Origin of the sequence: Fibrella musci, from assembly GCF_041321105.1 — a bacterium.
Taxonomy (GTDB): domain Bacteria; phylum Bacteroidota; class Bacteroidia; order Cytophagales; family Spirosomataceae; genus Fibrella; species Fibrella musci.
In genome coordinates, this window is the sequence record NZ_JBGGWD010000004.1 from 440,751 (window position 1) to 467,528 (window position 26,778).

At 57.3% G+C, this 26,778-nt stretch carries 26 protein-coding genes; 13 read left to right on the forward strand and 13 right to left on the reverse strand.

The features are described from left to right. Window positions 1-11 precede the first annotated feature (11 nt). On the reverse strand, window positions 12-653 hold the full coding sequence (locus tag ACAW74_RS15040) for a DUF1684 domain-containing protein (protein WP_370699025.1): 642 nt from the start codon (window positions 651-653) through the stop codon (window positions 12-14). Between the two features lie 147 nt (window positions 654-800). On the opposite strand from ACAW74_RS15040, the gene ACAW74_RS15045 reads away from it, so the two are divergent. The 8 genes from ACAW74_RS15045 (at window position 801) to ACAW74_RS15080 (ending at window position 8,898) form a co-directional block, all read left to right on the forward strand. Then, window positions 801-1,199: a sugar 3,4-ketoisomerase gene (locus ACAW74_RS15045; RefSeq protein WP_370699026.1), complete on the forward strand. Its 399-nt coding sequence runs from the start codon at window positions 801-803 to the stop codon at window positions 1,197-1,199. Then, on the forward strand, window positions 1,196-2,290 hold the full coding sequence (locus tag ACAW74_RS15050) for a DegT/DnrJ/EryC1/StrS family aminotransferase (RefSeq protein ID WP_370699027.1): 1,095 nt from the start codon (window positions 1,196-1,198) through the stop codon (window positions 2,288-2,290). The genes ACAW74_RS15045 and ACAW74_RS15050 overlap by 4 nt, the downstream gene beginning before the upstream one ends. Before the next feature lie 18 nt (window positions 2,291-2,308). Beyond that, the gene (locus ACAW74_RS15055; RefSeq protein WP_370699028.1) at window positions 2,309-3,238 is read left to right on the forward strand and encodes a glycosyltransferase family 2 protein; all 930 of its coding nucleotides are present in this window, start codon (window positions 2,309-2,311) and stop codon (window positions 3,236-3,238) included. Between the two features lie 139 nt (window positions 3,239-3,377). Beyond that, the gene (locus ACAW74_RS15060) at window positions 3,378-5,252 is read left to right on the forward strand and encodes a T9SS type B sorting domain-containing protein (RefSeq protein WP_370699029.1); all 1,875 of its coding nucleotides are present in this window, start codon (window positions 3,378-3,380) and stop codon (window positions 5,250-5,252) included. Window positions 5,253-5,311: 59 nt separating this feature from the next. After that, entirely contained in the window at window positions 5,312-5,902 is a 591-nt protein-coding gene (locus tag ACAW74_RS15065) for a riboflavin synthase (protein ID WP_370699030.1), read from the forward strand. 110 nt (window positions 5,903-6,012) lie between these two features. Beyond that, window positions 6,013-6,795, forward strand: a complete 783-nt coding sequence (locus ACAW74_RS15070) for a PASTA domain-containing protein (protein ID WP_370699031.1) — start codon at window positions 6,013-6,015, stop codon at window positions 6,793-6,795. Further along, window positions 6,782-8,554: a T9SS type A sorting domain-containing protein gene (locus ACAW74_RS15075; RefSeq protein WP_370699032.1), complete on the forward strand. Its 1,773-nt coding sequence runs from the start codon at window positions 6,782-6,784 to the stop codon at window positions 8,552-8,554. Before ACAW74_RS15070 ends, ACAW74_RS15075 begins: the two co-directional genes overlap by 14 nt. Before the next feature lie 53 nt (window positions 8,555-8,607). Then, window positions 8,608-8,898: a rhodanese-like domain-containing protein gene (locus tag ACAW74_RS15080; RefSeq protein ID WP_370699033.1), complete on the forward strand. Its 291-nt coding sequence runs from the start codon at window positions 8,608-8,610 to the stop codon at window positions 8,896-8,898. 89 nt (window positions 8,899-8,987) lie between these two features. Here the strand turns inward: ACAW74_RS15080 and miaA are convergent, their stop codons facing one another. After that, window positions 8,988-9,887 (reverse strand): tRNA (adenosine(37)-N6)-dimethylallyltransferase MiaA, encoded by a 900-nt coding sequence (miaA, locus tag ACAW74_RS15085; protein ID WP_370699034.1) that lies wholly within the window; start codon window positions 9,885-9,887, stop codon window positions 8,988-8,990. Window positions 9,888-10,331: 444 nt separating this feature from the next. On the opposite strand from miaA, the gene ACAW74_RS15090 reads away from it, so the two are divergent. Further along, entirely contained in the window at window positions 10,332-10,673 is a 342-nt protein-coding gene (locus tag ACAW74_RS15090) for a winged helix-turn-helix transcriptional regulator (RefSeq protein ID WP_370699035.1), read from the forward strand. Window positions 10,674-10,766: 93 nt separating this feature from the next. Here ACAW74_RS15090 and ACAW74_RS15095 read toward each other — a convergent pair whose 3' ends face one another. The 8 genes from ACAW74_RS15095 to tsaD all read right to left on the reverse strand — a co-directional run bounded on the left by ACAW74_RS15095 (window position 10,767) and on the right by tsaD (window position 19,079). Continuing rightward, on the reverse strand, window positions 10,767-12,266 hold the full coding sequence (locus tag ACAW74_RS15095) for a peptide MFS transporter (RefSeq protein ID WP_370699036.1): 1,500 nt from the start codon (window positions 12,264-12,266) through the stop codon (window positions 10,767-10,769). A gap of 99 nt (window positions 12,267-12,365) precedes the next feature. After that, window positions 12,366-13,790 carry a phosphoglucosamine mutase gene (gene glmM, locus ACAW74_RS15100; RefSeq protein ID WP_370699037.1) on the reverse strand — a complete coding sequence of 475 codons (1,425 nt, stop codon included), beginning with the start codon at window positions 13,788-13,790 and terminating at the stop codon, window positions 12,366-12,368. A 300-nt stretch (window positions 13,791-14,090) separates the two neighbouring features. Then, entirely contained in the window at window positions 14,091-15,242 is a 1,152-nt protein-coding gene (locus tag ACAW74_RS15105; RefSeq protein WP_370699038.1) for a DUF4097 family beta strand repeat-containing protein, read from the reverse strand. Further along, window positions 15,217-15,882 (reverse strand): hypothetical protein, encoded by a 666-nt coding sequence (locus tag ACAW74_RS15110; RefSeq protein WP_370699039.1) that lies wholly within the window; start codon window positions 15,880-15,882, stop codon window positions 15,217-15,219. The genes ACAW74_RS15105 and ACAW74_RS15110 overlap by 26 nt, the downstream gene beginning before the upstream one ends. A gap of 92 nt (window positions 15,883-15,974) precedes the next feature. Beyond that, the gene (locus tag ACAW74_RS15115) at window positions 15,975-16,538 is read right to left on the reverse strand and encodes an RNA polymerase sigma factor (protein ID WP_370699285.1); all 564 of its coding nucleotides are present in this window, start codon (window positions 16,536-16,538) and stop codon (window positions 15,975-15,977) included. Window positions 16,539-16,673: 135 nt separating this feature from the next. Further along, window positions 16,674-17,558: an MOSC domain-containing protein gene (locus ACAW74_RS15120; protein WP_370699040.1), complete on the reverse strand. Its 885-nt coding sequence runs from the start codon at window positions 17,556-17,558 to the stop codon at window positions 16,674-16,676. A 5-nt stretch (window positions 17,559-17,563) separates the two neighbouring features. Then, complete coding sequence (locus tag ACAW74_RS15125; protein WP_370699041.1) at window positions 17,564-18,010, reverse strand: DUF3291 domain-containing protein; 447 nt, start codon at window positions 18,008-18,010, stop codon at window positions 17,564-17,566. A 58-nt stretch (window positions 18,011-18,068) separates the two neighbouring features. After that, entirely contained in the window at window positions 18,069-19,079 is a 1,011-nt protein-coding gene (gene tsaD / locus ACAW74_RS15130; RefSeq protein ID WP_370699042.1) for a tRNA (adenosine(37)-N6)-threonylcarbamoyltransferase complex transferase subunit TsaD, read from the reverse strand. Between the two features lie 146 nt (window positions 19,080-19,225). On the opposite strand from tsaD, the gene ACAW74_RS15135 reads away from it, so the two are divergent. Further along, a complete protein-coding gene (locus ACAW74_RS15135) occupies window positions 19,226-19,633 on the forward strand; it encodes a VOC family protein (RefSeq protein ID WP_370699043.1) in 408 nt (135 codons plus the stop codon). Here ACAW74_RS15135 and ACAW74_RS15140 read toward each other — a convergent pair. Next, window positions 19,630-20,670: a zinc-binding dehydrogenase gene (locus ACAW74_RS15140; RefSeq protein WP_370699044.1), complete on the reverse strand. Its 1,041-nt coding sequence runs from the start codon at window positions 20,668-20,670 to the stop codon at window positions 19,630-19,632. The genes ACAW74_RS15135 and ACAW74_RS15140 overlap by 4 nt on opposite strands. A 99-nt stretch (window positions 20,671-20,769) precedes the next feature. On the opposite strand from ACAW74_RS15140, the gene ACAW74_RS15145 reads away from it, so the two are divergent. From ACAW74_RS15145 to ACAW74_RS15155, 3 genes are all read left to right on the forward strand, one after another. Continuing rightward, on the forward strand, window positions 20,770-22,395 hold the full coding sequence (locus ACAW74_RS15145) for a carboxylesterase/lipase family protein (RefSeq protein WP_370699045.1): 1,626 nt from the start codon (window positions 20,770-20,772) through the stop codon (window positions 22,393-22,395). A 71-nt stretch (window positions 22,396-22,466) separates the two neighbouring features. Continuing rightward, a complete protein-coding gene (locus tag ACAW74_RS15150) occupies window positions 22,467-22,967 on the forward strand; it encodes a DinB family protein (protein WP_370699046.1) in 501 nt (166 codons plus the stop codon). Window positions 22,968-23,185: 218 nt separating this feature from the next. After that, window positions 23,186-23,647: a VOC family protein gene (locus ACAW74_RS15155; protein ID WP_370699047.1), complete on the forward strand. Its 462-nt coding sequence runs from the start codon at window positions 23,186-23,188 to the stop codon at window positions 23,645-23,647. Between the two features lie 57 nt (window positions 23,648-23,704). Here ACAW74_RS15155 and ACAW74_RS15160 read toward each other — a convergent pair whose 3' ends face one another. Together ACAW74_RS15160 and ACAW74_RS15165 are read right to left on the reverse strand one after the other, a co-directional pair. After that, entirely contained in the window at window positions 23,705-24,841 is a 1,137-nt protein-coding gene (locus ACAW74_RS15160) for an acetamidase/formamidase family protein (RefSeq protein ID WP_370699048.1), read from the reverse strand. 203 nt (window positions 24,842-25,044) lie between these two features. Next, on the reverse strand, window positions 25,045-26,760 hold the full coding sequence (locus tag ACAW74_RS15165; protein WP_370699049.1) for a GMC oxidoreductase: 1,716 nt from the start codon (window positions 26,758-26,760) through the stop codon (window positions 25,045-25,047). Between the last annotated feature and the right edge of the window lie 18 nt (window positions 26,761-26,778).

Sequence of the window (26,778 nt, forward strand, 5' to 3'; positions counted from 1 at the left end):
GCCAGTTAGTCTCAATCGTGGGCTGTGTAGCGCTCACCGGCTTTTACGGCCACCGGCAGTTTGTTCTCGGGCGGGGGCAGCGGGCAGGCGTAGTTGGGGTTGTAGGCGCAGTATGGATTGTAGGCTGTGTTAAAATCCAGCACGACCTGGTTATCGGCTACGGTATTGGGCTCAATGTCGATGTAGCGACCGCCACCGTAGGTTTCTTTGGCTGAGGTAGCATCCTGAAACAGGACCGTCAGGTTGCCGTCGAACTTCAGGACCAACAACCGGCAGGACTGTCCGTTGAGCGTGAAATTGGCGTGGGCGTACTTCTCATATACTTCCTCCGATCCATCCGTAAGATGCACGACCAGTTTCTGCGACTGACCCGCCGGGAACGGTTCAAGCCGGGCCTGTACCCGAAAGCTGGGATCGGGGTCAAAATAAGGTAGTCCACTAAAAGCCTCCTTGTCGAGCAGGGGCGAATCGGCGCTGTTGCGCATGAAGTCGTCTTTTTTCTGCCGACTAGCGATCATCTCGGCCCGATACGCCGCCGGGTCGACGGTGGCCGTAGCAGCAGGCTGATCGGGAAGGGCTAGCAACCAGCCTACGCCTAGCAGAATGGGAAATACGATAAGCCAAACGATAGGTTTTTTCAGCCAGATAGTCATAGACATAGAAAAAATTGCACTGGTGGGTTACTCAATTGTTATTTCTTTAATCTCAATTTAACCATAAGCGAAAATACTGCATTTAGCCGTGTTCGGCTGCGTATATTGGGCATTGGTTTGGTTCTTAGTCAGCATACTTCCAAAATAATGGCGAAACTCGTCAATCTGGACACATTTACGTCAACTTCAGGCAGTTTAACCGTATACAATAACATTCTACCAGGTGACATCAAACGCGTATTTTACATCTACGGGGCCGAAAATGCGACACGCGGCGGACACCGGCATCATCAGGCATGGAATGCGCTGATTTGTGTGACCGGGCAGTGCTGTGTTTACACGCATGACGGAGAAACGGAGCAGGACGTATGGCTGGATGATCCGGCGAAATGCCTGATTCTGGAACCCGCCGACTGGCACGTGATGAACCAGTTTAGTGCCGATGCGGTGCTGCTGGTTTTATCCAACGAGCCTTATCGGCTGGCCGATTACATCGACGAGCCTTATCCGACCAGTCGATATGCTTCTTTGCCTGTCTCGTCATGATCCCGTTTCTTGATCTGGGGCGGCTCAACGCACCGCATCAGCACCGCATTCAGGCGGCTATGCAGCGGGTCGCCCAATCGGGCTGGTATGTGCTGGGGCAAGAGGTGAAAGCGTTTGAAGACGCTTTTGCCAGGTACGTCGAGGTGCGGCACTGTATTGGTGTGGCCAACGGCTTAGACGCGCTTACCCTGGTGCTGAAAGCCTGGGCGTTTCCGGCGGGCAGTGAGGTGATTGTGTCGGCAAACGCTTACATCGCTTCGGTGCTGGCGATCACGCATGCGGGCTTGACCCCCGTGCTGGTCGAGCCTGATCTGAAAACGTATACCCTCGACCCGGCGCGGTTGGGGGCGGCCTTGACCAGCCGAACAAGGGCAATTCTGCCCGTACACCTGTATGGCCGCTGTACCGACATGGCGCCACTGCTGGCCTTTGCCGAACGGCACCAACTGCGTGTACTGGAAGATGCAGCACAGGCACATGGCGCTACGTACCGGGGCCGACCGGCCGGGAGTCTGGGGCACGCGGCGGGGTTTAGTTTTTACCCGACCAAGAATCTGGGTGCATTAGGCGACGCCGGAGCGATTACGACCAACGACGATGCCCTTGCTCAGCAACTGCGAATGTGGCGCAACTACGGTTCGGCACAGAAATACGTAAACGACGTACCCGGCCACAACAGTCGGCTGGATGAGCTACAGGCGGCGATTTTAGGGGAAAAACTGCCGTTTGTCGAGGCCGAAAACGCGCGCCGCCGCCAATTGGTACGTCGTTATCTGACCGAACTGACGCTGCCCGATTTGACCCTGCCGCCCGCCGATGCGATCGACGACGATGCCTGGCATTTGTTTGTGGTGCGGCACCCCGAACGCGACGCCTTTCGAACGTACCTGCACACGCAGGGGATTGGTACCGATATTCATTACCCCATACCGCCCTACCGGCAACAGGCCTACTCCACTGGCTGGCCCGGAACGGAATGGCCGATTGCCGAGGCGATGCACCGCGAGGTGATAAGCCTGCCTTTAAATCCCACACTAACCGACGACGAAGTGACGCACTGCGTCAAAACCATCAACGCGTATATGAAGTGACTCTATCAGCAAACATTCATGGAACTCAGTATCATTATCCCTGTCTACAACAGCGAACGCACGCTGACGCCCTTACTTGAACGACTGGAAGTTTGTTTGTCGGGCTATGATTTCGAGGTGGTACTGGTCAACGATGGTAGCCGCGACCGTTCGGAGTGGGTTTGCGAACGGCTCGCCGATCGGTACGACAACGTGCGGGCGATTAGCCTGCGCCGCAATTTCGGCGAGTTCAACGCCGTGTTGTGTGGCCTGAATTATGCCTCGGGGCGCTTCACCGTCATCATCGACGACGATTTCCAGAACCCGCCCGAATCGATTCTGACGCTCGTTGAAGCTGCTAAAGCCCATGAATACGACGTGGTGTACAGCTATTATGCCGACAAACGCCATCACTGGTTCCGCAACGTGGGTAGTGGACTCACTAACAGCCTGGCCACGTACCTGCTTGGCAAACCGCGCGAGTTATACCTGTCGAGCTTTAAGCTGATCCGGCGCGAGGTTGTCGACGAAATCATTCAGTATCAGGGGCCTTATCCCTACATCGACGGGCTGATTTTTCGGGTGACCACCAACGTCGGTAGTGTGGAAGTACCCCACCATGATCGGCAGGAAGGCCGTTCCAACTACACGCTTCGCAAATTGCTGTCGCTTTTTCTGACGGTGTTGGTCGGCTATTCGGTTTTGCCCCTGCGGGTCCTCACGGGCGTGGGCATGATGCTGATGGGCGCCAGCCTGTTGCTCGGCGCCACGCTGTTTATGGCGCACATGACCGACTGGTTCGACGTGCGGGCCTGGGAGCTGGTGGTCTGGGCAGTGGCGATGCTGGGCGGTCTGCAACTGCTGTTCGTTGGGGTACTGGGCGAATACGTGGGGCGCCTGTTTATGACGCAGAGCGGCCTGCCGCCTTACGTAGTCAAACGGACCCGAGGCGTTGTGGCTGCCGGGTAAAGACATCGATCAACAACATTTGCGCTATAATTGCCCATTAGATAAATAGAGTACACAATAGCGCTACCGGTTTATTCTATAGCCAATGTAGATGAGTAATTTAAACTACTCATTTACAGTGACTGTAGAATAAACGATTATGAAGAAATGGTTATACGTAACCGTACTGCTCTTTCCGGTTCTGGCGCAGGCCCGGCATATCATCGGGGGCGAGTTAACCATGCGTTCATTGGGTAAGCCCGGCTATTTCCGGGTGCAGATGGATCAGTACTGGAACGAGGTGTATTCCAACAGCCAGAACAACGACGCTACCATTACCCTCTTCATCTACCAACGGCGGGGGCCGGCCCTGATCGAGAGCATCACCCTGCCGCTGTTGACATCCACCCCCATCATCTACGCCAACGCCGCCTGCGCTCAGTCGCAGAGTCTACGGACGCTCAAAGGCACATATTACAAAGACATTCAGTTCGACGTGACCGACTACGGCGACGGCGACGGGTATTACATGGTCTGGGAACGCTGTTGTCGCGACAATGCCATCACGAATCTGGCCAATGCCACCGACATCGGAATGCTCTTCTACCTCGAGTTTCCGGCGATGCAACGGAGCGGCACGGCCTTCACCAACTCATCGCCGGTATTTGGGCAACCCAACGGCGAATACATCTGCATCAACAAACCCACGGCTTTTGCCTATACGGCCACCGATGCCGACGGTGATCAGCTCCGGTATAGTCTGGTAACGCCTTATCAGGGTTATACGACGGCCAGTGAAGTATACGGCCGCAGCACTCCCAGAGCCAACTACCCGCTCGTCACCTGGGGGGCGGGCATCGCCGCCGATCGCGCCATTTCGGGTAACCCGGCCTTACAAATCAATCCCAACACGGGGCAACTGACGGTGCGGGCCAACAAGGCCGGGTACTACCTGTTTAGTGTGCAATGCGATGAGTTTCGGAATGGGCAGCGTATTGGGTCTATCCGCCGTGACTTTGTGCTGCCCGTGGTCGATTGTAACCTGACGCCCCTCCCCGTGCCCGTTATTCAGGCGGCGGGGGCAACCACCACCGAACTCAACATCTGCCCAGGTACGTCGGCCACGCTAACCGCCGATGCCAACCCGCAGTGGGCTTACCAGTGGCGGCTCGATGGGAGTAATATCGACGGGGCCAACTCACCAACGCTGGCTGTCCAGAAAACCGGTAGCTATACGGTGTTGCGGAGCCTGGCCGGGCGCTGCGCCAACGATACGCTTTCGCAACCTTTTCTGGTAAAACAACTGCCGCTGCCTGCCGTAACCGCCGATTCGGTGCCGACCGTGTGCGCCAGCCACGACGCCCTGCCGCTGGTTGGTCAGCCGCTGAGCGGCACCTGGACCGGTCCGGGGGTGGCCAATAACCAGTTTGATCCTACGCAGGCTGGGGTGGGGCTACACAAACTTGTGTATACTGCCAAAGGGGCCAATGGCTGCCTCAACACCACCACGCGCTGGGCCGAGGTCTCTCCGCCGATTGCGCTCAGAGGACCACAACTTTACCGTATTCAGCGGGGTAGTGCGAGCCAGCTTACCCAAACGCCCAGTGTTGCCAGTGCCACCGTGCTCTGGTCGCCCGCCCTGTATCTGGACGACCCAACCAGCACTACCCCCCTGTGCAGCCCGGTCGATTCGCAAACCTACACCGTACGGGCCGAGGTACTGGGCGGCTGCACGGCCACCGCGTCGGTAACGGTAGTGGTGGTCGATCGGCTCTATATCCCTTCCGCTTTTTCGCCCAATGGGGATGGACAAAACGACGTATGGCAGCTTCAGAACGCCGAGTCGTTTCCCGATTGCGACATACGGGTGTTTAACCGGTGGGGCGAGCTGGTTTACCAATGCACGGGCCTACCCAACGAACCCTGGGACGGCACCTATCGGCAGATACCCGTAGAAGCCGGTACGTATACGTACCTGATCCGAACCGAAACCGATCGGCCCGCGCTACGGGGTAGTGTCACGGTGTTGCGGTAGGCTGCCTTCGGCAGAAGGCTGAAAACGCAAAAACTGGAAACTGTAGACTATTTTTGAGAATGTTTACAGGGATTGTTGAAACGATGGGACGCGTAACGGCCATCGACTCCGAAGGCACGAATCTGACCTTCCATATTGAATCGCCCATCACGAATGAGCTAAAAATCGACCAGAGCATCAGTCACAACGGCGTATGCCTCACCGTGACCAGCCTGACCGACACCAGCTATACGGTGACGGCGGTCGACGAAACACTGAAAAAAACCAGCCTAGGTCAACTGGCCGTGGGTGATCTGGTCAATCTGGAACGCTGCATGCCCGCCACGGGCCGTTTCGATGGTCATATCGTGCAGGGGCACGTCGACCAGACAGGTACGTGCGTGAACGTGCAGGACATGAACGGCAGCTGGCTGTTCGATTTTCAGTATGACCCCACCGTGGGCAACATCACGGTCGAGAAGGGGTCTATCTGCATTAATGGCGTGAGTCTCACGGTGTTCGACTCGCACGACGACGGCTTCCGGGTAACGATCATCCCGTATACCTATGAGCACACTACCTTCTGCAATTTGCGCCCCGGCCACGTCGTTAATCTTGAGTTCGATATCGTAGGAAAGTATATCAAGAAGATGCTGTCGGCGTATAACTAAGTTCAAGGTCTAAAGGCCAAGGTCCAAGGTAGAGACCTCACATGGTACTGTCAACGCAGCTACGATGCTTTGGACCTTGAACCTTAAGCCTTGAACGCTACTTTTACCACATGACAAAACTGAGTACCCGTACCCGCACCGATCTGTTCATTCATCTTGGCATTATTCTGGCTCTGGCGGTTGTGCTGGTGCTTACGTTTTTCTTTGGCTACCTGCCCTTCTCGACCAACCACGGGCAGACGATTACCGTGCCCGACCTGAAACAGATGAGTTTGGACGAACTCGAAAACTACCTCGACGATCGCAAGCTGCGCTACGAAGTGAGCGACTGCACGTTTGTGGCCGGGGGCGTTCCGCTGACGGTTTTTGCGCAGTATCCGCAGCCGGGGTCAAACGTGAAGGAAGGCCGGAAAATCTACCTCACCGTGGTGAAGCGTATGGCTCCTCAATTGGCCATGCCCAACCTGATCGATCTGACATCCCGTTCGGCCGAACTCCTAATCCGTTCGATGGGGCTGGTAATGGGCGACCTGACCTACGAACCCGATCTGGGCAAGAATAAGGTGTTGCGGCAGTATGCCAACGGGCAGGAAATTAAAGCCGGTATGCCCGTCGCCAAAGGCACGAAGATCGACCTCGTGGTGGGTGATGGCGAAGGAAATGTGTATTTCCCAACACCCGATATCACCAATCTGCCTTACGATGAAGCCGCTACGGCTATTCAGGGCGCCGGATTGCGCGTAGGCGTGCGGGTGCCGGTCGACGACCCCGAGCAGGAAGTGGGTACGGTGATCAAACAGAAACCCCGGGCTGGTGAGCGCATCCGCGTTGGGCAGTCGGTCGATGTGTGGGTTGTAGGCCCGTTAGACAGTAATACCGATGCAAATCAGTAGGGTAGGGCTGGTCATCAGTCTGGTGTTGGTGAGCCTCACAGGCTGGGCACAGACGTTGCGACTGCCTTTTTTCGACGACTTTTCGACCTCTCCCCTCACCCCCTCGCCCGCGCGCTGGGTAGCTGGTAGTGGGGTGTACATCAACAATACGCTGACGACCGATCACCCGTCGGCCAACATCGCGACGTTCGATGGGCTGCGGGCCAATGGATTGCCCTACGACTTAGCTAATGAAAACGCCGAAGGGGGCACCGATACACTCACGTCGTTACCGATCGATCTGGGCGGGTTGAGCGTGCGGGATTCCGTATATATCAGTTTTTTCTGGCAACGGCGTGGCCTCGGCGAACTGCCCGACGCCTCAGATTCGCTGGCGCTGGAATTTCTGCGTAGCGATGGCCGCTGGCAAAAGGTGTGGGGCGAAAGTGGGGGTATCGTCAACAACAATTACACGCAGCAACTGGTCAGGGCCGATAACGCGCTCTTTTTTCACCCGGCGTTTCGGTTCCGGTTTCGGAGCCGGGGGCGGCAGTCGGGAGCATTTGATCAGTGGCACCTCGATTACATCTACATGAACCGGGGACGTACCCGCTTCGACCGGTTTGTGCGCGATCTGGCCATTCGGCGGCCGGTATCGCCGCTGCTGCGTCGGTATTCGGCCATGCCGTTGCGGCAGTTTCTGGCCAAAGCCACCACCGAACTCGCCGATACGGTGTCGTCGGATGCCCGTAACCTCTTCAACGATCCCGCCGGGTTCAACCAGCTGAACTTCCGGTTTACGTTGCGCAATCAGCAAACGGGTACTGTTTTTCAGAGCGATACGCTGGCCAACTCGCTATCGGTGCCATCGTTGGGGGCTCAGGCCGTAACGTGGCGTCTGCCAACGGTGCGCACCAGCGATCTGGTGGGGCGGGCGGTGCTACAGGCCGAGTTCAGGTTGCTCACCAACGTGTCGGCGGCTGATCCGATCGATTTTCGGCTCAACGATACGCTCTCGAACGTGACCGTGCTCGACAACTACTACGCCTACGACGACGGATCGGCCGAAATCGCGACGCAGATTAATCAGCGGCTGGCGCGGGTGGCGGTGCGGTTCGTCAACAACCTGCCCGATGCCGTAAAGGGCGTGCGGATCTACATTGCCCCGACGCGGCGTAATCAGGAAAATCAGCAGATCGCGTTCAGTATCTTCAACGATGCGGGCAACAACAGCCCGGCCACGCGCCAGCTGATGCAGCAGACGTTTCCGGTCAAATACGCGACCGTCCGCAACGGCTTCGTCGATTACCTCTTCACCAATCCCGTTAACGTTCGCGATACGTTTTACGTCGCCTACGCCCAACTCGACGATCCCCCGATTCCGATCGGTTTTGACCGAAACAGCCCGTTCCGGAACAACACGTTTATCAACCTCGGTACGCGCTGGGATGCCGTAACGGGGCCGGAAGGGGCCGGGGCGCTAATGATCCGGCCGATTATGAATAACGGCCCGGCCGAGGTGCTCACGGCCACCGAACCCGAAGCCCCCGCGCAGGTGTTTCCCAATCCAAGCGCGGGCGCCATCAACTGGGGCGGCTCGCTGGCTGGCTCGGTACGTCTCGACGTTACTGACCTGAGCGGACGTACCTGGCTGACCATGCCGCTCGCTCCGGCGCAGACCAAAGCCGACCTGAGCCAGTTACCCGATGGGTTTTATTTGCTCCGTTTTACCAACGAAGCGGAACGTACCCGGACCGTAAAATGGATCATTCGCCACTAATTGGTGCCTCGGGTGTAATTAGTCAGACAAACCACAACTAACCAACCATACACATGGATATTACCGTACAGGAATTGCGCGAACGCCTCGACAAAGGCGAAAAGCTGAACATCATCGACGTTCGGGAGCCTAACGAATACGCCGAAGACAACATTGGAGCCACGTTGATTCCGCTGGGCGAGCTGCCATATCGCCTTGACGAGATCGAGAGCCTGCAAGACGAAGAACTGATCGTGCACTGCCGGTCGGGTGCCCGCTCAGCGCGCGCCCAACAGTTCCTGGAAGAAAACGGCTTCAACAACGTCCGCAACCTCCAGGGCGGCATGCTGGCCTATAGGGCTTAGGCATATTTAATGTACAATGAATAATGTACGATGTACAATGGGCTGACGCAAAAGAAGCATGCGTCAGCCCATTGTACATCGTACATTATTCATTGTACATTAAATATGCCTTCTGGCTCGTCTTCCGGGCTGATCCAGCGAAAGTCGTTTTGGTGGCGGAACCAGGTCAGCTGACGTTTGGCGTAGCGGCGTGAGTTCCGCTTAAGCAAGTCGACCATCGTAGCGTAGTCGTAGTCGCCGTCGAGGTAGCCGAAGACTTCTTTGTAACCTACCGTTTTCAGGGCGGGCGTATGGCGGTAGGCCGTCAGACCCCGTACCTCATCCACCAACCCCGCCGCCAGCATCTCATCCACCCGTGCATCGATACGCGCATACAGTTCGTCGCGGGGGCGCTCCAAGGCAAATAACACCGACTGGAAGGGGCGCACAGGCAACTGCCGCCGTCGAAACGACGAATAAGGGCGCCCCGATACAATACTCACTTCCAGCGCCCGCATCACGCGTTGCGTGTTGTTGAGGTCGGCGAGGGTTGTGTAATCAGGATCAAGACGCTGAAGCTCATTCTGTAGCGGCGTAATGCCTTCCGCCTCAAATTGACGTTGCAGCCGTTCGCGCAGCGCTTCGTCGCCCACGGGCATATCATCGAGGCCATGCAATACGGCGTTGATATACAGGCCGGTGCCCCCGGTCATAATCACCTTATCATAGGTCTGAAACAACTCGTTGAGCAGGGCGAGGGCTTCCCGCTCATACTGCCCGGCGCTGATGGGGGCGTCGATACTGTGACTGTCGATGAAGTAGTGAGGAATACCGCCTAACTCGCCGGGCGTGGGTTTGGCGGTGCCAATGGTGAGTTCACGATAAAACTGCCGTGAATCAGCCGAGACTACTACGGTGTTCAGCCGGCGTGCCAACCGGACGCAGAAGGCCGTCTTGCCAACGCCCGTTGGGCCGGCTACTACGATAAGCGTTTTGGGAGTATGTACCATAGTGGGCGCAAAACTACCTGACTATGGGGTTTCCCCCTAGGACCGGAAGACAGTTTTATAGAAAATATAGTATTTCTATAGTTTTGATATGGTATGTCCAGTTTTATATCCGAAATTAGTAGGTGATTACCTTGGAGTGTCCGTATTTATAAAAAAGTAGCTAATGCTAGGTTCGTTTATACGTTGGTCGTTAGTTACCCTTTTACCCGGGCAGGTTTATGGAGAATAGGATGGCTGGAAATGGAGCTGTTTACGACCAGTCATGTAATATTGACTAGCTAGTTTGAATGAATTAGTTAATATTAAATTAAATTTCCATCCTAATATGTAGGTTTCTTTTTGACAGAAATGGATTATTGGGAACAAAGGTTATCTTTGTGTAATTGCATAAGTGCTTACAAATCAGTCATTTACAAACCAAAAGGTTAGTTAAGGTACGTTACAATGAATGCAAAAACTCAACCGGATTTAATGGCCGAAGAGGATCGTCTTATTATCAGAAAAGCATTGGAGGTTATCTGCGGCAAGTGGCGGTTGTTCATCTTACTTCATTTGGGAGAAAAGACACGTCGGTACAGCGAGTTACGTCGACTACTGCCCGATGTGAGCGAAAAAGTGCTTATTCAAGAGTTGAAAGCGCTTGTTGAATTAGGGGTGCTCGAAAAGCAATCCTTCAACGAAGTTCCCCCCCGGGTGGAGTATCGGTTATCAGAACGCGGACAGGCCGTATTGCCTACATTGCTCCAGATTAAAGAAGTTGGGAAGCACTTTATGCCAGCCTATTGAACTACTTATATTGAACCGACCTCAAGAACGCTAATGAAAAATGCCGACCTCGGAACCACCGGGTCGGCATTTTTTCTTTTTACCAATTAGGCGTTATTCAACGCCGCCCATCCATCGCCGTAACGGTTTGGTCAGCACCAGCATGATTGCGCCGGCCACCAGCGAGAACGTAGACACGCTCTGAAACAAATTGGGCATCTGTTGCACGTTTTTTTCGTCGAAACCACTGGCAAACAGGCCCGCGATCAGGTTACCCAGTGAGGAGCCGATAAACCAGATTCCCATCAGTTGGCTGGCGTATCGCTTGGGAGCTAGTTTTGACGAGGCGCTCAGGCCTACCGGGCTGATAAACAGTTCACCAAGGGTGAAAAACAGGTACGTGACAACCAGATAGAGTGGCGTAGTGCGTGTGCCGGTCAGGGCTTCTTTGGCAGCAACTACCATCACTAGATAGGCCAGGCCCAACAAAAGTAGTCCCGTCGCCATCTTGGCAGGAGCGGGGTAGCTGATATTGCGATTCGCTAGGAAAATCCAGAGGCCGGCCAGCACCGGGGAGAGAGTCAGGATAAACGCAGGGTTCAGATTCTGGAACCAGCTCGACGGGACTGTAAAGCCAAACAGGTCGAGGTCGGTAAAGCGGTCGGCAAAAATTTGCAGCGATGATCCTTGCTGTTCGTTGCCGGCCCAGTAAGCGGCAGACGCCAGCACAAAGACGAACAATACACCAACGCGCTTTTTTTCCTCGACGGTGAGGTCACTGGCAAAAAGGATAAAGCCCAGGTACCCAATCGCAATGAGCAGAATAAAGATACCCATGGCCTGAGCCAGCCCTACGGCGGTGGTTAGGTCGAGCAGACCCGTCAACTGCAACGTACCCAGCAGCAGCACCAGCACTGCCAGAAACGTCCAGACCCTGCGGTTGCCTTTAGCATCTGACGACTTTTCCCGAACCCGTGAGGCGTCGAATAAGCCCAAGGTAGTCAGGTATTTTTCGCCCTGCGTGCGGAACACGATCAGGCCCAGTAGCATCCCGACGGCCGCCGCACCAAAGCCGTAATGCCACCCCACTTTCTGGCCCAGATAACCCACCACCGTGATACCCAGCAGGGAACCGGTGTTGATGCCCACGTAAAAAATTGAAAAAGCGGCATCGCGGCGCGCACCCCCTTCCGGGTAGAGTTCACCTACAAGGGCGCTAATGTTTGGTTTGAGTAGTCCCGTTCCCGACGCTACGGTAACCAGCCCCAGATAAAAAAGGGCTGTACCGCCTGGAATGGCCAGAATCAGGTGCCCCAGCATAATAATGATCCCTCCGTACCAGATGGCCCGGCGTTGACCCAGAAAGTTGTCGGCGATCCAGCCACCCGCCACCGGCAACAGATAGGCCGATGAGGTGTAGATGCCGTAGATGGCCCCGCCTTCGGTAGCACTCAGGCCCATTCCCCCGCGCACGTTGTCGATCAGGAATAACAGCAGGATGGCCCGCATCCCGTAGTAACTGAACCGTTCCCACATTTCGGTGAGAAAAAGGATGTACAAGCCAGGCGGGTGGCCGGTTTTAGTCGGAAGGGTTTGGGATGAAGTTGGTGTCATAAGGGGAAAAAGAGTTTGCCGTTTGAGGGCTACAGTTGACGTTGATTTGGCTATAGCAACAGCAACCGTTAGACCTCAAACGGCAAACTAAACGGAAATCTACATTTTATCGGCAATGACCTCCCGAATATCAGAAATGATTTTGTTGGCGAGGTAATCGGCCGTCGACAGCGTGTCTGACTCAGAATAGATACGGATGATGGGTTCCGTATTCGATTTACGCAGGTGTACCCATTCTTTATCGAACTCGATCTTCACGCCGTCGGCCGTGTTGACGGGGTTGCGGGCGTATTTGGCCTTGATCTTATCCAACACGGCATCGACATCGATGTTGGGCGTCAGCTCGATCTTATTCTTGGAGATGTAATAGTTGGGGTACATACGGCGCAGGATCGAAGCCGACTTGCCGAAACGGGCCAGATGGCTCAGAAACAGCGCTATCCCAACGAGGGCATCGCGGCCATAGTGCAGTTCAGGGAAGATGATGCCGCCGTTGCCTTCGCCACCGATCAGCGCGTCTTTTTCCTTCATCATCTCAACGACGTTGACCTCACCCACCGCCGAGGCAAAATGCTGCCCACCCTGTTTCTGGGTTACGTCGCGCAGGGCGATGGTGCTGGAAAGGTTTGAAACCGTGTTACGGCGACCTTCGGGGCTGTTTTTGAGCACGTAATCGGCTACGGCCACCAGCGTGTATTCTTCGCCGAACGGAGACCCATCTTCACAAATAAACGCCAGCCGGTCTACGTCGGGGTCGACCACGATACCCAGGTCGTGTGAGTCGCGGCGGGTAGCGTTAAGAATATCGGTGAGGTTTTCGGGCAGTGGCTCGGGGTTGTGGGCAAAGTTGCCGGTGGGTTCGCAATGCAGCTTGGTGATCTGCTCTACGCCCAGCGCCGTCAAGAGCATCGGAACGGCCAGCCCGCCGGTTGAGTTGACGGCGTCGACTACAACTTTAAAATTCCGTTTGGCGATGGCATCTCGGTCGACCAGCGGCAGGGCCAGAATCTGGTCGATGTGTTTTTGCAGCCACGACGTATCGCTGGCCGAATCGGACCGGTATTGGCCCAGTTTCTTCACTTCGGCAAAGGTGAACGACTCGGCTTCGGCAATGGCCAGCAGCTCTTCGCCATCGGCACCCGATATGAATTCGCCTTTGCTGTTCAGCAGTTTAAGCGCGTTCCACTGAATGGGGTTGTGGCTGGCCGTCAGGATAATACCGCCAATGGCCTTTTCGCCAGGAACGGCCATCTCGACGGTGGGGGTGGTCGACAGGCCCAAATCCAGCACATTGATACCCATGCCCTGAAGGGTGGCGGCTACCAGTTGCGAGACCATCGACCCCGACAAGCGCCCGTCCCGACCAATCACAACGGTATGTGGGCCAGGTTGCCCTCGCTGTCCATTAAGTAGCCATTGGCCGAAAGCAGCCGTAAACTTCACTACATCGAGCGGGGTGAGGCCTTCGCCTGTGCGCCCGCCAATGGTTCCCCGGATACCGGAGATGGATTTAATTAATGCCACGTGATAGGGTTGTAATTGTTGTTTGTCTGCCTTGGGTACGTTGGTCTGTTGTTCTGCCAATGCTAAACAGATACATACACAACGAAACAGCCAAACTGTAAAGTAGACAGCTACAAAGATAAATTTAGCAACTACGAAACCCTACCAGTTTAGTCGGAAAGGATAAAAAAAGCGTGGGGGCTTGGGGCGAGGCGCAGGGATGGCATGGGATAGCGCGGAAAGCGGTATGACGTGGAGGAAAAGCGAGATGCTATTGTAGTACCCCACCATCCCAGCTACCCCCGCGCTCCGTGACCCACGCTATTTAAACTTTACATCGCCAAAGACCGACACGACGCGGATACGGGGGCCGTCGCCTGCGCCAACCCGACCCACATATTGCTGCCGTTTGCCAGCGCGGGGGGCGGCCTGTGCGCTACCGGGCTGCGAAATGAGGTGCAGGTTGGGTAACGTGGGGTAGGTGAAACCGCCGTTGGTGACGGTAATGTCGAAATCGCAGTGGGTTTGGGTCTGCACCGGCAGCGCCACCGACGAAAATTTGGCGTTCACTTCCAGCTGATCGGCCGAGGCAGGGAGCTGATCGAGCCGGAACTGCTTGGTGTAGTTCATGTTGAGCTTACCCGATTGCCGGATAGCCCCGATGATGGCGTCGGCGTAGCTCATGTTCACGTCGACGCGGTTGGTTTCGCCAATGCGGAGTTTGCCGTAATTCTGCACTATTGTCAGCACATTGCCCGAACTGATGTCGAGGTCGCCAAATTCCATTTTCACCTTGCCATTCTGCACGTCACGGATCGATACGTTGCCAAACGAGGCGTTGATGGTGGTGGCGGGGTTGGTCATGGCGGCACCGTAGATATTGCCAAATTGAGACTCAACGGCCAAAGGCGCCGAAAAGTCGGGGATGTTTACGTTGCCAAACTTATTTCGGATGGTGAGCCCATTGGCCCTGGGCATGGCGATACGGTAATCGACCCGCAGGAAATTGGTGCGATCGCCTTTTTTCCAGCCACCGCTGAATGCCTCGGCGATGTTGGTCTTGAAGGCGTGGGCGTTGTCTTTGTGGTCTTCGTTGATCGTGACCGCTTCTAGTGCCCGTTTGGCCCGGTCGGCATTTTCCGACGATGACGTAATCACTACTTCGACGCGCATTTCGCTCCGATCCCAGTGCGATACAGTTACGTCGCCGAAATGGTTGTCGATCGAGAGCACATCGCTGGCCGTTACGGCGTAAGACTTGATGAGCCGTCGGTGCAGTTCGGTTCGCTCCTGCACCACTTCCTGAACGGAATAGGGGGCGGCAGGCGATGGCGTAACGGCATAGGCGGCGATCCGATCGGGTGGGGTCGGTGGGAGAGGGGGCAGCGTTGCCGGCTCAGTCTGTGCATAGCCCGCTGCCGAGGCCAAAAGGCAGACGGCGAGCAGGTTAAATCGGTTTGGCAGGCGGTTCATTGGTCGATGTGGTTTGTTGTTTGAGGCGTTTACCCACGCGCAGCTGTTCGTTGAGCAGGTCGATCTGGAGTTGCAGGTTCTGAATCATGGCCTGAATCAGCACGTCCTGGTTGGGTGTTTGGGGCAAATCGGCTTTCAGCGATTCGTAACTGGTTTCCAGGCTTTTCAGATCGCCCGAAAATTGCTGGTACAAATCGGGGCTCGATTTGGTCAGCTGGCGAAGTTCGTCCTGCTTGTCGTCGATGAGGCTGGCGTAGTGCGTCACCTCTTTGGCGTAGCTGGGACTGATAGCCACAATTTCGGGTTGCTGCGTAACACCGTAGCGGCTGTTGAACCACCACCCGGCGCCTGTCAGCAGCAACAGGGCCACCGAGGCGGCCCATCGCCACTGCAGGCGCCCCGCCCCCACTCCGGTAGTAGTACGGTGCATCGCCCGGAAGGGTTGCTCGGGCCTGGATTTAGGTACGTTGTTGGATAAGCCGATCAACGGCGCCGTTGGGCCAGGTACGTCGGCGGTTGGCGCGTCGTCGGTACCGGAGTCATCGGGTAGTTGATCGGCAATGCGGAGCCAGAGGTCAGCCGAGGGGCCGTCCTGTTCAAACGCCGCCCGGTTGTTCTGTATGAATTTTTCGAGATCCATTTTCTGAATGATAAACAGTAAACGCTGGGTAATGGATGGACTGGTGTGCTGATTAGGCGTGCAACGCCAGCCTGTCGGTCAGTAGTTATCGTTCACCTCGTTTCATGCATTCGTTCCATTAATTTTTTCTTAGCCCTGAGGTACTGCGACCGGGAAGTTGACTCGCCGATACCGAGGATCTGGCCAATCTCCTCGTGGTCGTAGCCCTCAAACAAATACAGCGATAGCACCACCCGATACCCTTCGGGCAGGGTGGTCATGCACTGCCGAACGCGCTCGACGTCCCACTCGATGGCTTCTTCATCGAGGCTGTCGGAATGGTCGGGGCGGTCGAGGTCGCCCTCGGCAACGGTTTCGGCACTGACAAGCAGCAACCGACGACTGCGCAAATGCCCAATGGCCCGATTGATGACGATCTGCTTCAGCCACGCACCGAACGTGCTTTCGGCCCGGAACCGATGCAGGTTCGTAAACGCATCCAGAAAGGCTTCCTGGAGCACGTCTTCCGCTTCGGCCTGATGCACCACGATGCGCAGGCAGACGTTATACATCGCCTTGGCATAGCGGCCATAGAGGTCATACTGGGCCCGTCGGTCGCCGTTGCGGCAGCGTTCGACTAAAGCCGTGATCAGGTCGGGAGCTGGGTACGTTGCCAACAGTATCGCTTCCTTCGGGAAAAGGCCACCGCAGATGCTGTAGCCGGATTTAGGGTCAATTCTGTAACAATGACGCACCAAAACGGCCAGCGTTGCACGCGATCGAAAATAGTTGGCCTGCTAACGGAAAGGATGTTAGACGCCCACGGGTAACCAGGGTGTTTTGCGCTGCTGAACCGCGATGGCATCGCCCACGCGGATGGTTTGGCCGAGGCTGCTGCGGGCCGGCATGACGTTTTCGCCAAACAGAATGGCGTTGTTGTGTCGGCGGTAGGTTGCCAGCGTTTTAAGGGGTTCGGTGCCGCGCTCGCCCGTGGCGGGGTCGATCGTCGTGAGCACGCAACGGATGCAGGGTTTTACCCCATAAAACAGCGCATCGCCAATCTGGAAAGCCCCCCAGGTGTCTTCGTCGTGCGGCCAGCAAAGACCACCCGCCACCAGATTGGGCCGGAAGCGGGCCATGCTCAGCGTCTGTTCGGCCCGGCGGTTCAGTTCATCGAGCGACGACTGGGTCGCCAGCAGGATCGGCAGTCCGTCGGCAAAACTCACCACCTTGTCGACGTCACCAGCGGCCTTCACCCGCCCCGACGTTACGGCGCGTTGAGTGGCATCGGGCATGTAAACCAATTGGCAGTCGTTGCCGAGTACCCGGCTAAACCACGCGTCGGCCTCCGCGCTGACCAGCCGGGCGGGTACGTCTTCGCTCGCCCAGATCGTGACGGGCAACGTACCCAGCAGGTTGGCGTCACCGGGTACAAGCGGCAGCGTCAGCACGTCGTCGGGCGCGTGCCGGTGCCAGACGTACAGTTCGTTGGCGGCTTCGTCCATTGCTACGTCGATCAGTGCCATGTAGTGCTGGGTACGTTGCGTGATGAACGTACCGGGGCGGCCTCCCGTGGTGGGCGTGACGAGCATATACCGGCGGTCGTAGCGCAGGCCTTTGGCGTCGATCTGGGCTTCGTTGACCGAGACACTGCCCAGCGATTTGATCGGGTAGAGGGTAATGGATTGGAGCTGCATGGCTATCAGGAAGCGGTTGGGGGCGGAAATAGCTTACGAAAGGTAAAGGCGAAAGGGGTGTCGCCGTGCGCATCAAGCGACTGTAATCGCTCTTTGGCTTCGTCGATGGTGGGTACGTGCCCTTCAGGTATCCACCACAGGGCCAGATAGGCCGTTGGGAACCGCGAAAACCATTCGCGCCGCCGTTTCATGATGTCGGAATGGGCGGTCTGAAAGGCAAACGCCCGGAGTGTATCGATGTCTTCCCAAACCGACATATTCACGATCAGCAGGTCATCGCCGAAGGGACGAAAGTCGGTGGCGTTGTTGGTATCGTCTTTCAGCCGCCATACAAAACCGGGGCTTTGCTCGGCCAGCGTGTTGATTGGATCAAGATTGGCGACAAAATCGGCAATCAATGGCGAGTCGAGCGGTTCCAGCAGACGGGCGATATTGATCTGAGCGAGGTGCATGGGGGACTGAAGACAGTGAACAGTGGACAGTGAACAGTGAACAGTGGACAGTGAATTGTTACAATTCCATTCGCGGTAGGGGGCTGACGTCCTGCCCGACGAAATCGTGGTGCTGGTATTTGAAATAAGCGGCCATCGCAATCATGGCGGCGTTATCGGTGCAGTAGGCGAAATCGGGGATGTAGACCGTCCAGCTTTGTTGATCGGCCAGGTCGGTCAGGCGTTGGCGCAGGCCGCTGTTGGCCGATACGCCCCCCGCAATGGCAATGTGGCGGATGCCGGTTTCCTGCGCGGCGCGGGTGAGCTTGGTGAGCAGCATCTGAATAAGCGTATGCTGAATGCTGGCGCAGATGTCGTCGAGATGCTCGGCCACGAAGTTGGGGTTCTGGCGGGTGTGGTCGCGCAGAAAGTACATGATCGCCGTCTTGATGCCGCTGAACGAAAAGTCGAGGCCCGGCATGTCGGTCATCGGGAAGCGGAACGCCAGCGGGTTACCCTGCCGCGCGTGCTTGTCGATCAGCGGCCCACCGGGGTAGGGGAGACCCAGCAGCTTCGCCGACTTATCGAAGGCTTCACCCACGGCGTCGTCCTGCGTCTGCCCGATAACATGCATGTCCAGCGGCCCATCGACGCGCACCAGTTGGGTATGCCCCCCGCTGACGGTCAGGCACAGAAAGGGGAAAGGCGGAATGGGCTGTTCGGGGCTGTCCTGAATGAAGTGAGCCAGCACGTGCGCCTGCATGTGGTTGACTTCGATGAGCGGAATGTTCAACCCCAGGGCCAGCGCTTTGGCAAACGACGCCCCCACCAGCAGCGCCCCCAGCAGCCCCGGCCCGCGCGTGAAGGCCACCGCCGACAGCTCCGACTTGGTAACGTTGGCTACCGTGAGCGCCTCCTCGACTACCCGCACGATGTGTTGCTGATGCGCACGCGAGGCCAGTTCAGGCACCACGCCGCCATATTGCTGATGGATAAGCTGAGTCGCAATGATATTCGACAGCACCCGGCCGTCGGTTAGTACCGAAGCGGAGGTTTCGTCGCAGGAAGATTCGATGGCAAGCAGTGTCATTAAGACAAAAATACGTTCAATGTCCAACGTCCAATGTTCAACGTCCAATGTTCAACGTAAACGGACGCACAACTGGCTTGCGTCAGCCAACTTTGGACCCGCGGCGGCGGGCCGCTTGAACGTTAAACATTGGACATACTTTCCCCATGCAACAGCGCCTGGCTCATGTGGCTCTTGTCGTGAATGACTACGACGAGGCCATTCGGTTTTACACCGAAACGCTTTCTTTCGACCTGATCGAAGACACGTACCTGCCCGAACAGGACAAACGCTGGGTGCTGGTGTCGCCGCCGGGTGGCCAGAGCTGCAACCTGCTGCTGGCAAAAGCGAGCACCGACGAACAACGTACCTACGTGGGCAATCAGGCGGGCGGCCGGGTGTTTCTCTTTCTGCAAACCGACAATTTCTGGCGCGACTACGAGCAGATGCGGCAGCGCGGCGTCCGGTTTGTGCGTGAGCCCGTCGAGCAGGCCTACGGCACCGTCGCTGTTTTTGCCGATCTATATGGCAATCTCTGGGATTTGCTCGGTCCCGCGCCGCAACCGGTGGCCTAGATACTCAGCACCAGTTTGCCCAACTGCTCGCCCGCGTTCATGCGGTCGTAGGCGGCCTGCGCGTCGGCCAGCGGGCGTACCGAGTCGATCACCGGCTCGGGGCGGTGCGTTTCCAGAAAGGCCAGCATCGCGCCAAACTCGGCGTCGTTGCCCATGGTGGTGCCGAAAATATTCAGTTGCTTGAAGAAGATCGCGGAGGGGAGTACGTCGCTGATTTTGCCGGTGGTGCCGCCAAAAAGGGCAATACGGGCACCACCCGCCGCCACCTGCGTCAGCTTGTTGAAGTCGGGCCCGGCCGCACTGTCGATGATCACGTCGAAATAACCTGCCTTGGCCAGCGCCTTGTCGCCGTTGGTCACGGTCGCCAGCAGGGTTTTATGCCAATCGGGTTCTTTGTACAGCACGCCCCCTTTGGCGCCCAGACTTTCCGCTTTGGCCAGCTTCTCGGCCGAACCCGCCGTTACCCAGACCTCGGCCCCGGCTGCTACGGCAAACTGAATCGCGAAGAGGGCGGCTCCGCCACCGGCTCCCGTTATCAGGACGCGTTCGGGTTGGCCGCTTTGGTTGGGTTTCAGGGCGGCGCGGCTCATGAGCGCCCGCCAGGCCGTGAGGCCCGCCAGTGGCAGGGCGGCGGCCTGCTCGAACGTCAGGTACGTTGGTTTGCCGTGTACGTGGCTGGCCGGTACCACGATTTTCTCGGCAAACGTACCTGCGTCGGGCATACCCAGAATCTTGAACTGTGGGCTGTTCATAGCCGGGTTGTTTCCCCAGTTAAGCCCCGGATTGATGATCACCTCACGCCCCAGCCAGGATGCGTCGACACCCTCACCCACCGCCGAGATGACGCCCGCCCCGTCGGAACCGGGCACGCTGGGCAGTATAATGCCAGGGTACAACCCTTGTTGGATAAACACGTCTCGGTGGTTCAGCGCGGCGGCGCGCAGGTCGATGATGACTTCACCCCGGCCGGGTGTTGGGTCAGGTAAATCGACTAGCGCGAGGGGTTGATGGAGAGCGGTGAGCTGAATGGCTTTCATGGGGTTAAAGGGGCCGTTTGTGGTCTTGTTCTAGTACGTATGCTCAATATTACGACCCTGAACGATAATTGTTACTGCATAGCTAAACCGATAATAATCATGAAACGAATAGGATGGGTCGTATTGACCTGTTTGACGATCAGCCACGCCGCCCTGAGCCAGTCGCGGCCGGTGGTGCGCGTAGCCAACGGACCGCTGGAAGGTACCCAGGAAGCCAGCGGCGTGTATGCGTACAAAGGCATTCCGTTTGCCCAGGCACCCGTGGGCAAGCTGCGCTGGCGCGAGCCGCAACCGCCCCAGAACTGGTCAGGGACGCGGCAGGCTACCCAGTTTGGCCCCCGCGCCATGCAACTCCCGATTTTCGGCGATATGAATTTTCGGTCGAACGGCGTAAGCGAAGACTGCCTGTATCTGAACGTCTGGACGCCCGCCAAACCGAGCAAAAAAGACGGCCTGCCCGTGCTGGTGTATTTCTACGGCGGCGGATTTATGGCGGGCGATGGTTCGGAGCCGCGCTACGACGGTGAAAGTATGGCCAAACGGGGTATCGTGGCCCTCACGGTCAACTACCGGTTGGGCGTTTTCGGCTTCATGGCTCACCCCGAACTGACTGCCGAATCGCCACACAAAGCGTCGGGTAACTATGGCTTCCTCGATCAGCAGGCGGCGCTGGCGTGGGTACAGCGGAACATCGCGGCGTTTGGTGGCGACCCCAAACGGGTAACGATCGCGGGCGAATCGGCCGGTTCGGTGTCGGTGAGTGCACAGATGGCCTCGCCCTTGTCGAAAAACCTCATGGCTGGCGCTATTGGCGAAAGCGGCTCGCTGCTGGGTACGTTGTCGCCCGTGAGTCTGGCCGATGCCGAAGCGGCGGGTAAGAAATTTGGTGAAAATATCGGGGCTACCACCCTGGAGGCGTTGCGTGCGCTTCCGGCCGATAAACTGCTGGCCGATGCGAGTAAGCCCGGGGTGGGGCGATTCAGTCCCTGCATCGATGGTTATTTCTTCCCGAAATCGGTAGCGGCCATTTTTGCCGCGGGCGAGCAGGCGCGGGTGCCGTTGCTGGCGGGCTGGAATTCGGAAGAGATGAATGGCCGAGCATTGCTGGGGCAGGGAAATGCCCCCACGGTAGCCAACTACACGGCTGCTGTACAAAAACTATATAACGACAAAGCCGCCGACGCGCTGAAGGCCTACGCCGCGACCGACGACGCGGCCGTTGAGCAGGTGGCGACTGATCTGGCGGGCGACCGCTTCATTGGCTTCAGCACCTGGAAATGGATCGACCTGCAAAGCCAGACGAGCGGCAAGCCCGTGTACCGGTATCTGTATGCCCGTCCGCGACCTGCCATGACGACCCAAATGGGTAACGCCACGGCGGGTCTGGCCGGTGGCGTAGTCAGGAGTAACGACGCTGCCGCCCCGAGACCGCCACAACCCAAGGGGGCCGTGCACTCGGCCGAGATCGAGTACGCGATGGGTAATCTGGGCAGCAACAAGGTGTATGAGTGGACGCCCGACGATTACGCCGTGTCGAAGACGATGCAGGATTACTTCGCCAACTTTATCAAAACAGGTAACCCCAACGGAACGGGCCTGCCGAAGTGGGACGCGGTGAAAGCAGGGCAACCGGCCCCGTTTATGCGCATCGACGTGACGACCAAACCCGATGTGGAGGCCAACCGCGCCCGCTACCAGTTTCTCGACCAGTTTTTTGTGAAGTAGGCAAACCCTGCTGACATAAGGCTGTCAGTGTCGGCGTGGACCTTTGGGTTGGTACTAAACACAACCCGATTATGTCAATGATCCCGATGCTGCTGAAGGAGATGGACCTGGAAGCCAACACCACCCGTAAGATGCTTAGCCGCATACCCGACGACAAACTCGACTGGCGGCCGCATCCCAAAAGCATGGTCATGCGCGACCTGGCCGTTCATATCGCCGAAATCCCGACCTGGGTTGCGCTGGCTTTGCATACCGACGGGCTGGATTTTGCCACGATGCCCTACGCGCCGACGCCCATCGAGACCAACGCCGAGTTGCTGGCGCTGTTCGAGAAGTCGCTGGCTGAGGGGCGGACTGCTCTGAGTGCCGCCACCGATACCGACCTGACCCCAACCTGGACGTTACGTAACGGCGACACGATTTATAGCACGGATACAGTTGGCGAGACTATCCGCCACGCCTTCGCGCAGACCACGCACCACCGCGCTCAATTGGGTGTGTACCTGCGCCTGCTCGATATCCCGATTCCCGGCAGCTACGGCCCCAGCGCCGACGATCCGGGTACGTGGTGATTGACTTTGCTGGCTATCCTATCGACGCTGACCCGAACGGTCAGCGTCTTTTTTTTGAGGGTGGAATTCGCCAACATCAGTTCGGTGTGGAAGGGACCGGTGGGCCAGGTACGTGCCGTCTACATTGTCGCAAAGCCCCCGTCAGGCTGGCGCATTCACCCTCCCCGGCTGGCAACAGGCAAGGGTATCTTTGTGCTATAACCAAACCAGTAAACAACATGAGCAAGATCACCACGTTTCTGGCCTACAACAAAGAGGCCGAAGAAGCAGTACGACACTACGTAGCCATCTTTCCCGGTTCCGAAATCAAGCACATCAGCTACTACAACGAGGAGGGTCACTTGCCGAAAGGCACGGTCATGTCGGTCGTGTTTACGCTGCACGGACAGACCTACTATGCGCTCAACACCGGGTCTACTTTTGGCTTTTCGGAAGGCATATCGCTGCTCGTTACCTGTGAGACGCAGGCCGAAATTGACTCGTATTGGGAGAAACTGACGGAGGGCGGCCAACCGGGGCCGTGCGGCTGGCTCAAAGACAAATTCGGCGTGTCGTGGCAGGTTGTGCCCGAACGGCTCGACCAGTTGTTGCTGGATAAAGACCCTGAGAAAGCGAAGCGGGTGATGGCGGCGATGATGAAAATGTCGAAACTCGATGTGGCCGCCCTCGAAGCCGCGTAATTTGTTGTCTGTGTAAACCTATAAGGTCTTTGAGACCTTATAGGTTTGGACCGGAAACTAGCTCCAGTAGCTGAATTTGCGTTTTGTGAAGATAGCCTTCGGGATCATGGCGTGCACACCCAGCGTCTGATCCACCACCTGGCTCACTTCAAAATCGACGCCTGTGCTGGCGATCGACAGGGCTTCATTGAACGTAAAGCCCAACTCGTCTTTCATAAACGTAACGGCCTCGGTCAGGGCGTTTTTCATGGCTTTATTGAGGTCTTTGTCGAGCCCGACGGCAATGAAGTGCGTGGGTGTTTCGGCGCGGGGCATAGTCAGCTTCTTGCCTTTGTGTACGATGAATTTGGCCGTGAGGGTCAGCGCGGTTTCGATAGCTACGCCACTTACTTCGCCATTCCCCTGCGCGCCGTGCCCGTCGCCGGTGGTGAACATACCGCCCGCTACCGACACCGGCAGGTACAGCGTGGTGCCTTTGGTTAGGTGCTTGATGTCGAGGTTACCACCGAAAAAAGCGGGTGGAATCGAACTGACCCGGCCCGTTTCGGCGGGGGGCGACAGGGCCATCACGCCCATGAACGGCTTAAGCGGGATCTCGACGCCTTCTTTCAGCAAGGCCACTTTCCGTTTGGTATCGTAGCGGTACACAAACGTTTCGCGGCTCGTAACCGCGTCGGGGATACCGCCGCCACCGGGCCACACACTGTTGACCCCGAAACCCGCCGGGAAGGTCAGATCGAGAATCCGAATCTCGAGGGTGTCGCCGGGCTGGGCACCGTCGATGGCGATTGGGCCGGTGAGCATGTGGCCGCGAATGCCCGACGGCTCGGGCTTCACGTTTTTCATGATGGCGATCACCTCCTGCGCGTGGGCGTCGATGGGCAGGTTGTTTTTCGTATAAAACTCCTCCGGGTTAGTGCGGCTCACCCCCGACGGGTTGACAGTCTGTATTTCGACCACATCACCGTCGTTGACCGTGTAGACCGCAGGTACGTTGGTCCCGAAATAACCCCATACCATGTTTTCGGGTAAGGAGCGAACCACATGATCGGGTTTGCTACGGGCCGATTCTGCGCTGGTGGCTGGCCCATCGGGCAGCAGAGCCTTGGCTGCCGTCGGGAGGCTGGCGACGGAGAAAGCCGCCAGCCCGCTCTGGGCAGTCCGGCGTAAAAAATGGCGTCGAGATGGTTTCATCAGGTTGTATGGCTATCGCATAAGGCGCGATTCCTAATGTAAAAAATAGCCACCGCAATCGCATCGCATCCGGGCCAAATTGACGCATAAAGAAACTTTTCGCCCATAAAAACCATCGCTGCCAGCGAGTAACTCCGAAGCGGTTACTCGCTGGCAGCGATGGCTGGGTACCCCGCCCTTGCGGAGCAGGCTGTTTGGGTGATCTAGAGATTCCCCTTCTTCATTTCCTTCACGGCATAATCGGCCGAGCGGGCGGTAAACGCCATGTAGGTGAGCGAGGGGTTTTGCGTGCTCGTGGAGGTCATACTGGCGCCGTCGGTCACGAAGACGTTTTTCACCGTGTGGAGTTGGTTCCACTTGTTGAGCAGCGAGGTTTTGGGGTCTTTACCCATGCGCACGCCGCCCATCTCGTGAATGTCGAGGCCGGGGTTGCGCTTATCGTCGCGGGTGCGGATGTTGGTGAAGCCCGCCGCCGTAAACATTTCGGTCATCTGCTCCAGGTAATCCTTCACCATCTTCTCGTCGTTGTCGTCGTAGGCCACCGCGATTTTGAGCTGCGGAATACCGTACGGGTCTTTCAGCGACTTGTCGAGGGCGACGTAGTTGCTTTCTTTCGGGATGGTTTCGCCCATCATGTGCGAACCCACATGCCAGCCGCCCAGCGTTTCGGTCAGCAGGTTGGCTTTCAGGTCGGCACCAATGCCTTCCTGGCTGTTGCGCGAGATGCGCCCCGCCGAGAACCCCGCCGCGTAGCCGCGCAGGAAGTCAGTCTCCTGTTTGTGCAGGTTGCGGAAACGCGGAATGTAAGGGCTGTTGGGTCGCCGCCCGTCGGTGGTGCTGTCGAGAAAGCCATCGTACTGCCCCGAAATGCCCGCCCGGTAGTTGTGGAAGGCGACGTATTTGCCCATCAGGCCGTTGTCGTTGCCGAGACCATTGGGGAAGCGGCTCGACGTGGAGTTGAGCAGGATCAGGTTGGTGTTCAGCGCGGCGGCGTTCACGAAAATGATGCGGGCGTAATAGTCCGTCATCTGCTTCGTGTTGGCATCGACAACGCGCACGCCAGTCGCTTTTTTCTTCCCTTCGTCGTAGATAATCGAGTGCACCACCGAATTGGGGCGTAGCGTCATTTTACCGCTTTTCGCTGCCCACGGAATGGTGGTGGCGTTGCTGCTGAAATAGCCGCCAAAGGGGCAACCCCGCTCGCAGATGGTGCGGTGCTGGCACTGCGCCCGGCCTTGTTGCGCGTGAATCGGCTTCGGCTGCGTCAGGTGCGCGGCGCGGCCCATGATCACGGGGCGACTGTTCTGGTACTTTTTGGCCATCTGCTGGCTGAAGTAGTTCTCCACGCAGTTCCACTCGTGGGCGGGCAGAAACTCGCCGTCGGGCAGTTGGGGCAGGCCGTCTTTGTTACCACTGATACCGGCAAACTTCTCGACGTAGCTGTACCAGGGTGCAATGTCGGCGTAGCGGATGGGCCAGTCGACGGCAAAGCCATCGCGAGCGGGGCCGTCGAAATCGAAGTCGCTCCAGCGCTGGGTTTGCCGCGCCCACATCAGCGATTTACCGCCAACCTGGTAGCCCCGAATCCAGTCGAAGGGTTTTTCCTGCACATAGGGGTGCTCGGCATCTTTCACGAAAAACTGTTCGGTGCCTTCGTAAAAGGCGTAGCATTTACTGATGATCGGGTTGGCTTCCCGCACCTCCTGCCTGAGTTGGTTGCGGTGCTCAAACTCCCAGGGCTGCATGTTGGTGGTGGGGTAGTCGGTTACGTGCCGCACGTCGCGGCCGCGTTCCAGCACCAGCGTGCGCAGGCCTTTGCCGGTCAGTTCTTTGGCTGCCCAGCCACCGCTGATTCCCGACCCAATCACGATGGCGTCGTAGGTATTGGCGGCCTGAGCGTCGATATTCAGATAAGACATAGCTTCGAGTAAAGCGCG